General features: G+C 47.5%; 7 protein-coding genes and 1 tRNA gene. 4 read left to right on the plus strand and 4 right to left on the minus strand.

Features of this window, described 5'->3' with window-relative positions:
* The first annotated feature begins 33 nt into the window (after window positions 1-33).
* Together ACQ9LF_RS13050 and ACQ9LF_RS13055 are read left to right on the plus strand one after the other, a co-directional pair.
* Window positions 34-1,362 carry an FtsW/RodA/SpoVE family cell cycle protein gene (locus tag ACQ9LF_RS13050; RefSeq protein ID WP_462489857.1) on the plus strand — a complete coding sequence of 443 codons (1,329 nt, stop codon included), beginning with the start codon at window positions 34-36 and terminating at the stop codon, window positions 1,360-1,362.
* A gap of 18 nt (window positions 1,363-1,380) precedes the next feature.
* Window positions 1,381-1,770 carry a VOC family protein gene (locus ACQ9LF_RS13055; protein WP_462489858.1) on the plus strand — a complete coding sequence of 130 codons (390 nt, stop codon included), beginning with the start codon at window positions 1,381-1,383 and terminating at the stop codon, window positions 1,768-1,770.
* Here the strand turns inward: ACQ9LF_RS13055 and ACQ9LF_RS13060 are convergent.
* From ACQ9LF_RS13060 to ACQ9LF_RS13070, 3 genes are all read right to left on the minus strand, one after another.
* Entirely contained in the window at window positions 1,767-2,435 is a 669-nt protein-coding gene (locus ACQ9LF_RS13060; protein WP_462489859.1) for a peptidoglycan-binding domain-containing protein, read from the minus strand. The genes ACQ9LF_RS13055 and ACQ9LF_RS13060 overlap by 4 nt on opposite strands.
* A gap of 351 nt (window positions 2,436-2,786) precedes the next feature.
* On the minus strand, window positions 2,787-3,566 hold the full coding sequence (locus ACQ9LF_RS13065; protein WP_462489860.1) for a flagellin: 780 nt from the start codon (window positions 3,564-3,566) through the stop codon (window positions 2,787-2,789).
* Between the two features lie 329 nt (window positions 3,567-3,895).
* Window positions 3,896-5,638: an ankyrin repeat domain-containing protein gene (locus tag ACQ9LF_RS13070; RefSeq protein WP_462489861.1), complete on the minus strand. Its 1,743-nt coding sequence runs from the start codon at window positions 5,636-5,638 to the stop codon at window positions 3,896-3,898.
* 614 nt (window positions 5,639-6,252) lie between these two features.
* Between ACQ9LF_RS13070 and ACQ9LF_RS13075 the strand changes: the two genes are divergently transcribed.
* Together ACQ9LF_RS13075 and ACQ9LF_RS13080 are read left to right on the plus strand one after the other, a co-directional pair.
* Window positions 6,253-6,326 (plus strand) — tRNA-Val (locus tag ACQ9LF_RS13075).
* Window positions 6,327-6,439: 113 nt separating this feature from the next.
* Entirely contained in the window at window positions 6,440-7,792 is a 1,353-nt protein-coding gene (locus tag ACQ9LF_RS13080; protein ID WP_462489862.1) for a tyrosine-type recombinase/integrase, read from the plus strand.
* 90 nt (window positions 7,793-7,882) lie between these two features.
* Here the strand turns inward: ACQ9LF_RS13080 and ACQ9LF_RS13085 are convergent.
* Window positions 7,883-8,665 (minus strand): GIY-YIG nuclease family protein (locus ACQ9LF_RS13085; RefSeq protein ID WP_462489863.1); only part of this gene is annotated, 783 nt, incomplete at its 5' end.

Raw genomic sequence — 8,665 nt, forward strand, 5'->3', positions numbered from 1 at the left:
TCTGTAGAGGGCATTTTAATAATTTCATAAGCGATGAATATAGAGATACTTAGCATTTTTTCAGGCCGGCTGGCCGTAGTCCGCATTATGATGCTGCTGTCGGCTGCAGCCCTATTCGGGATCGGAATGGCAGCGATTTACAGTGCAGGCAACCCCCTGACAGATTCGGATGAAGATAAAACAGCCTTTTCCGGACCCGATAACCCTAATATCGAGACGATTACCCTTAATCCCGACAAATCAAATCCTAATGCAGGAGCCTGGAAAAAGCAGCTTGTGTTTGCCGCCGCAGGATTATTATCTTTTTTTATCGTGAATCTGGTTGATTATCGACGGCTCGGACAGGCCAGCTATTGGATTTACGGGGTCGTCTTAGTCCTGTTAATGATTATCTTGCTGGATAAATGGGTTGACATCCCATTCGTTCCCTATGTGAAAGGTGCCCGGCGATGGATTCGACTGGGAACGGCGACCCATTATATCCAGATTCAGCCGTCCGAGTTCTGCAAGATTGCATACATCATGGCCCTGGCATGGTATCTGCGATTCCGCAGTAATTATCGTCACCTGGTCGGCCTGGCCGGGCCTTTTGCTCTGACGGTGCTGGCAATGGCCTTGATTCTGCTGGAGCCGGACCTGGGTACGACGATGCTGCTGATGCCGATGCTGTTTTCGATGCTGTTTGTCGCGGGGGCTCGTGTGCGGCATCTCCTTTTATTTATTGGACTTGCGATTATAGTCAGTCCTTTGTTATGGACGATGCTCCACGATTACCAGAAAATGCGGATTTCCTGCGTCCTGCTGCAAAATGATCGGATTTTCCAGGCGGCCTCCGACCATCCGACGCTGGCCAGGATACTGGTCGGATCGCCCTCACGTCTGCGGGACTGGAAAAAAAACGAAGGATATCACCTGATGCATTCCAAGCAGGCGATTGCCTCCGGCGGGCTTATGGGCTATGGCTATGGCAAGGGGCCTTACAGTCAGTACGAATACCTGCCGGAGCGGCATAATGACTTTATCTTTGCGTTGATTGCCCACCAGTGGGGATTTTGGGGGGGCGTACTGGTAATGCTTTTGTATGGTATCCTGTTCGCATGCGGGGCGGAAATTGCCTATTTAAACACGGACCCGTTTGCCCGACTGACGGCAGTGGGAATTATTGCAATGTTTGCAGTGGAAGTGGCGGTGAATGTGAGTATGACCCTGGGGCTAATGCCGATTACGGGTCTGACGCTGCCGTTTGTCAGCTATGGCGGATCGAGCCTGATGGTGAATATGATTGCACTGGGCTTATTGAATAATATCGGTCGATTCCGTCCGTTTTCGGTGGCGGGCAAGCCGTTCGAACATTTCCAATAACACCCCCGGGAGAAGACCTTGAAAATCGAACATATCGGATTGTGGGTCAACGACTTAGAGCTAATGCGAGAGTTTTATGTTCGCTGCTTTGGGGGACGGTCGGGGAATCTATACAGGAATCCCAAGACGGGCTTTGAGTCGTATTTTGTCACTTTTGAAAATGGAGCTAGGCTGGAATTGATGCGGCGGCCGGATGTGTGCAAGAACCAGACAGCTTCAACCGGTGAGCGGCTGGGCTATGCTCACCTGGCTTTTTCTGTGGGATCGGAGCAAAACGTCGATCAAACAGCTCAGAAGCTGTCGATGGACGGATATCGCAGCATCGATGGACCCAGGCGCACCGGGGATGGGTATTATGAATGCGTGTTTCTGGACCCGGAAGGAAACCGGGTGGAGATTACGGTTTAGGCCTTGGGTTTCTTGGCATTCCAGAGCTGGCGAACCTTCTCCCAGGTCTTGGCACCAACTTTACCATCGGCTTTAAGCTGATTGTCGGTCTGGAACTTCATCACAGCCTGGTTGGTGTTGGTTACCGCTCCGCCGAGAGGATACCCGATGCCATCCAAAACCTTCTGCATATAGAAGATTGCAAGGTCGTATCTTTTATCCGGCTTGGTGGTATCAATCACCCCAAGACGAGCAATTTCATTTTCGACAACCGAGATATGGAAATCGATTTCCGAGGCGGAGGAGGGCTGGGATTCGGTCGCCGAAGTGAGAGTCTGGGGCTTCTGGAGAATCTGGCGAACAGCGGCACAGATTTGTTCAGGGCCGGCGGCCTGGGCAATCGTCATCTGGCCGGAGCTGATGGCGGCAGTCTTGAGGGATTGGATGGCCGTAACCAGGCGATTGTAATTGTCGAGCGAAACCGTGTTTTTTTGGAGGTCCTGAAGCTGGCCAACAAGGATTTCACGGCCTTTTTCCAGTTCGGTAATCTGATCCTCTTTGGTGCTTAGCTGTTTGCCCTTGGAGAAGAAACCATACCCCAGGCCCAGAATCACGACCAGTTCGACACCCATCACTACCCAGTACATCTTTGAGTTTTTATTGCTCGGAACCAATAACGTTGCCATATTTTTATCCTGCTATAGTATATTCATTAACCGTACATATTGCCCGCTGCCAGGATTCCGAATCTTTGACAAGACACAGCAAATCACCTGGCAGGGAAACGATACGCGGATTGATTATATCCTATTCTTGCAGGGTATCAACTTAAAATATGCTTCTGTTTATCGTCCAAATATCCGAACAATTGGGGGATGGTTATACCCGCCAGGAATGAAGGGTCTGCGGCACACAGGAGGCTGTTGTGAACCGCCTGGATTCACAACGTAACGTCCCCTGCCATGCAACTGCGGGGATAAAACCTCCTTCGCTCTGCCCAAACCACGATTTTACACAGGATCAACCCCGGCCCGGCTTTATTTTCGCATCATCGCGGCAACCAGTTCACCGGACAGATTGGCCTGGGCCTGTGTCGCCATGGCGGCTTCGGCCAGGATTTGGGCCGCCGTCAGATTAGCGGCTCCCTGGGCTACGTCCACATCCGTAATTCGGGATTCTGCGGCCATCAGATTGACAATCTGTTTTTCGAGGGTTTGGCTGGCCAGTTCCATCTCATTCATGGACGCACCCAGTCCGCCCCGCAAGGCGGCAAGCTGGCTGATTGCCCGATCCACCCCTTCAGTCGCGGACAGGGTGTTATCACTGAGGTTCCCTGAGACCGCAGCGATGGCCTGTGTCTGAATGGTCAGCCGGTTTCCGAATCCGATGGACAATTGGATGGACTGGCCGTCGGCAAACAGTTTAATGCCGTTGAACTCGGTCGTTTCGGCAATGCGGGCGTTTTCGGCGGCAAGCTGGTCAAACTCCCGCTGGATAAGCTGCTGCTGTTTTTCCGACAAGATGCCTCCGGCGGATTGCATCGACAATTCCTTCATCCGAATCAGATTGCTGCCAATGATCGAAGCTGCACCGTCGGCAGTCTGGACCATGCTGATGCCGTCTCTGAGATTGCGAAGGGCCTGGATAGACTCGACCCCGTAGCCGTGGAGCTGCTGGCCGAGCACCAGCCCCACGGCATCATCGTCGGCAGCATTCACGCGCTGGCCGGACGATACCCCCTCAAACCATGTACTCAATGCCGCATAGGCACCCGAAATCGCATCGGCACTGCTTGTCGAAAAGTCGCTTGTTCCCATAATAATAGCCCCCATTTAACAAGGATGGTTCGCAGGACCCTGGAACCTATATTGGAAAAGATAAGTAATATTTTGGGAAAAAGGGGAAAAAACCAAAATAATCACGGCCGGCCAACGTCCATTTGGAAGTCTGTCTATCCAGACCAAGTCTTCAGCAAAACACTCCTGAACCTGTGTACTGCCCTGCTAGATTAGTTGATGGGGGAGTGAGTTTCCTTCTTATCTATTAATAATCCGTTAAAAGATAGAAATATTCACTATGTCGATCAATTAGACAAAATAGTACCATCGTTTTACACCCAAGTAATGGCGATGCAAGTGAAATGGCACTAATGGGCGATGTCATTGATTTTAAAACAGGTCAATTTCAGAAATTCTATAGGGGGATCGCTTTCATCTCTGCGGTCTTCGGTAACTAAGTATATTTTATCTTGATCCACAGCGAGCAAAAGTCCTGCACAACTCATATTTTCAAAAGCCATATGATTCGTAATTTTTCCATTATCATCCAAGATGTAAAAATACGGATTAACGCCATGTTGATTCAGACTCATGCAAAGAAATGCTGCTAAAATATGGTTTTCTCCACAAGGAATTAAAGACATTCGTGAAACCATCACGTCTTTTTTCTTGAAGAGAGGTGTTGTCCAAACTATATTCTTCAAATCTTTGGAGAATTTTGACAGAACGATATTGTAATTCTTCAATTCTGATTCGATATCATAAAAGACGATTGGGTGGTCGGATTGACTTAGGCAAAAGGAAGGATTTTTGCCGAAATTACAAATACCCTCAAATTCAGTTTGTGTTTTAAAATTGCCCTCCGTATCTAAATTTCCCAACCAAAGACTGGAGTTTTTCGAAGTGAATTTCGTGTCAGGCTCAAAAGACATCCCGAATGCCACGAGAACATTTTCTGATTCCGAATAGGCAACGCCTAACGTACCATCCTCCCCCTTATCTGATTTATAGTTGGTATCCCATGCCACATTTCCATCAGAACTGACTTTTCTGATATAGCCGTTATTGCCGCATAAAAAGAAATCCCCCTTTTGATTTCTACAAGCATCATGGGTTGAAACACTGCTTCTGGTCAGACCGGGAATATCTCTGGTCTTTGCTTGCCAATCTCGATTGATGGTAAGTTCCTGAAGATTATACGTTTTGAATGGGTTTCGAATGATGATGATATTACCCCCGATGAGCCTTACATCTTTGATTGACGTCTCTGGCAGTAAAAGCGTAATATCTTCATCATTCATTGATAGGAGTTCTTTAAGCTCTGATGTGTTACCATTTAAGTTTATTCTGTATTCAACAAGCTTGGGATCTTTCCCTCTGGGAATATGAGAAAGACCGATGATGCGGACAAGGTTATCTGCCACTTGTATTGTCCACGGCTTAATAGACCGTCCAGATAGCTCTATCTCTTTTTTCCATAACACTGAAATACTTGACTCTATAGTATCGTTAGAACTTTCGTTCGATATCCCCTTTAAAATACTGATAGACTGGTCATATAATTTGATACCTTTTTCGAGGTCTTCCCGTTCAGGTTGCTTTTGCAAAAGATCAGCATAATATTCTCGGCTTGAGATGGCTTTTTCAAGAGGTATATGCCCGGAGTTGTTTTTTGCTTCTTTGTTCGCCCCTAGTTCAAGAAGTATTAGGATGGCTTGGACACTGTGACAGCGAGCCGCCTCATGTAATGGCGTATCACCGTATTGATTCTGATCTTCAATGTCCGCTCCTTTGGCTACGAGGAAAGTAATCAGCCCTGAGCGGTTATTCTCTGCAGCAACATGAAGACAGGTTCTGCCAAACTGGTCTTTAGCTTGCAGGTCTGCACCTTGCTCAACTAAGAAATGAACGACTTCTGTGCGTCCGGTGCGAACTGCCCAGTGGAGAGGAGTTGCTCCCCACTGTTCTTTGGCATTAATTAAATTCGGGTCTTCACTGAGTAATTGTTTAACTTGTTCGAGGCGACCATCCTTGGCATGAAAGTGTATATCGGGCATCGCATAGACACAGCATACTCCCATAAGAATAGAAAGCAATATTAGAGATTTCATGTTTATCCTCCTATTTCCCATTTATTTCTTTCTAAACGTCTATCCACTCAATCTATTGCACTAGTATTTATATCATTTTCAAACTGACCTTCAAGCAAAAACAAACAATTCTACTCTAATATAATATTTCCAGTTCGGTATCAACTGTGCCTGTCCAATGCAACTTGTCATAATCATTATATTCGACATGAAATTGAGTTGCGTAGCCGAGGGTAAATAATGTAGATACAAAAATAGCTCCTGCTAAAATATTGCTTTTCAACTTCCATCCTCCGAAAATAGTTTCTATCCCAAATTTAGAAACCCGCCACTGTAGTTTCCCTACAGTCCAGTGGGTCTCATTATTTCAGAATAATTTGTCTCCGCGTATCAATTTCCTCACTCCAATAGTGGTAATATACTATTTTGTAGAGAATTTCTCAAGAAATATTTCCTTGCTGGAAAATCACTAGACAGATAGGAATCCCACTCCAAGTCCGCCTCCCATCCACTCAAAGTCCTTTTGTCTTTGACGCTGGAGAACCGCTGGGGAGAATTTTTCCATATATTTTCCCTCTTGACAAAGGGTTGGAGATCGTGTATATGTTTGCCTTCTAATGACTTAGAGTTCATTAGGGCGGTTAGCTCAGTTGGCTAGAGCACCAGCTCGACACGCTGGGGGTCACAGGTTCAAGTCCTGTACCGCCCAATACCGTATGTTACGCTGAATTCGGTATTTACGAATACCCGGCATGATCCGGCGCGGCCGTAACCTTGATAAAAAAAGCAGTAGTACTACTCTTTTTTGAAAGGTAAACGACCGTGAACACAGAAGCAAAGCAGCAAAAAACCGCATTATCACAACAAAAACAGGTGTCCCGGCAAGCCGAACCGATGACCCCAAGCCGGAAAAGCAGGACACCCAAACTGCGACACCACAAAGCCACAGGTCAGGCGTATGCTGTTCTCAATGGCCAGGCAATCTACTTTGGACCTTTTGGAACTGATGAAGCCACCGAACGCTACCATAAAACCATTGCCGAGTGGCTTGCCAATGGACGCCTGCCGGAAAAATCCCCAACCGAGATTACTATCAATGAACTGGTGGCCCGTTATTGGGTTTTTGCCGAGAGTTACTATGCCCAGATACCCGGCAAAAACACAGAACTGAACAATATGCAGTTGTCTCTGCGGATGCTCTGCGAACTGTATGGTAACACCAGAATCCTGGATTTTGGTCCGCGAGGTCTGAAAACCATCCGCCAGAAAATGGTTGAAAAAGGCTGGTGCCGCAATCATGTCAATCAATCCATCAATCGCATCAAGCGGATATTTAAGTGGGCGACAGCGGAGGAACTGATTCCGGCATCGGTATATCATGCGTTGTGGGCGGTTGCCAGCCTGAAACAAGGCCGCTGCGACGCAAGGGAATCCGAGCCGGTCAGACCGGTGCCGCAGGAATATGTAGATGCCATCCAGCCGTATGTCAGCCGACAGGTCTGGGCTATCATTCAATTGCAATTACTGACCGCAGCACGGCCGGGAGAAATCCTCCAGATGCGGCCGGGTGATATTGACCGCAGCGGAAAGATTTGGATTTACCGCCCAGTTGAACATAAAACCGCCCATCATGGCCACCCGCGGCAGATTTATATCGGGCCCAGGGCACAGGAATTTTTGCAGCCATTCCTGCTGCGGCCTGCGGATGCGTATTGCTTTTCACCAGCCGAAGCGGATGCAGCACGGCGAATCAAACGGACTCAAGACCGAAAGACACCCTTATCTTACGGCAATATCCCCGGCAGCCATTGTACGGATAATCCAATTCGAACCAAAGGGGATGTCTATACCGTAGCAACCTATCGGCGGGCGATTACACGGGCTGTTGAAAGAGCATTTCCTGCTCCGGCACATTTGGCCAAGTTGCCGAATGAGACCGGTAAGCAGTGGCATACGCGGCTGGGCAAAAAAGGAAAGGCCGAATTGAAAGCGTGGTATAAGCAATACCATTGGCACCCGCACCAATTGCGGCACAACGCCGCTACGTTCCTGCGGAAGGAGTTCGGGCTGGAAGCGGCCAGGATTATCCTGGGCCACCGGTCGGCGGTGATTACTGAAATCTATGCCGAGCAGGACCAGCAGAAGGCATTGGAGGTGATTATGAGGGTGGGGTAATCCTGCAGGCGGTTTTTATGCACCTGGCAGGGTGTGCTTGAATTAATATTTATTCTTCCGCTGTTTTGTACTTGAAAATCGTTTTCATCCTTATCGTATCGTCGAAAGCCTGACTATATGTCCATCTTTATTCTTAATCCGCCAGAGCCACCAGCCATTGACTGGCGTGCGGCCACTAATAGCTTTTGCTGCACCAGTGGGTGTATCGTATAGTTTCCCTTTAAACTTCACCGTACCACTTCTAAAAACCCATGCTTTATAATCCTTACCTTTCCAACTTGCATAAAGTCTTTTGCCTGTCGGAAAGTAGCCTTTTAATGGCTTCGTGCCCTTCGCATTTCCGGATTTCTTTGATTTATTCTTTTTGGCTTCTTTAACGACAGGCAGCCGTATCCCTTTAAATAGGTCATCAAGCTCTCTGGCTTGGGTTTCCTCAACACGTTCCATAAGCATCGGCATCAGATTGGTCGATGTTTTCAGTTTGCCCTTTTGGGAATTGCCTTCAGGATAGGCAATCCGTAAAAGTAAAGATTCAAGCTCCTTGATATGGTCCACTTTACGGATGATATATAAGCTGAAATGCGTCCAGTGGTCTTTATGCCGGTCTTTTAAGTGGTGCTTAATCCGATTGCGAAGGTTGGTTGCAAGGCCGACATAATACAACTTGTTCTTGCGATACAGGGCATAAATGCCTTGCTCGCCCTTGGTCATATCGGTAATTTCCTTTTGATACCGGTCAAAAACATCCGCATTGACTTTTTCAAGATAGCCGGTCACTATAGGACGAGCGTGATGTTTTAATTTTGTCTTTTTAGCCATCATTATTAAACCTTTGCATTTTGGAACTTCTGCATACTGGTTCCTATTTCTTAC

The organism is Anaeroglomus insulsum (assembly GCF_050689095.1).
GTDB lineage: Bacteria > Planctomycetota > Phycisphaerae > Sedimentisphaerales > Anaerohalosphaeraceae > Anaeroglomus > Anaeroglomus insulsum.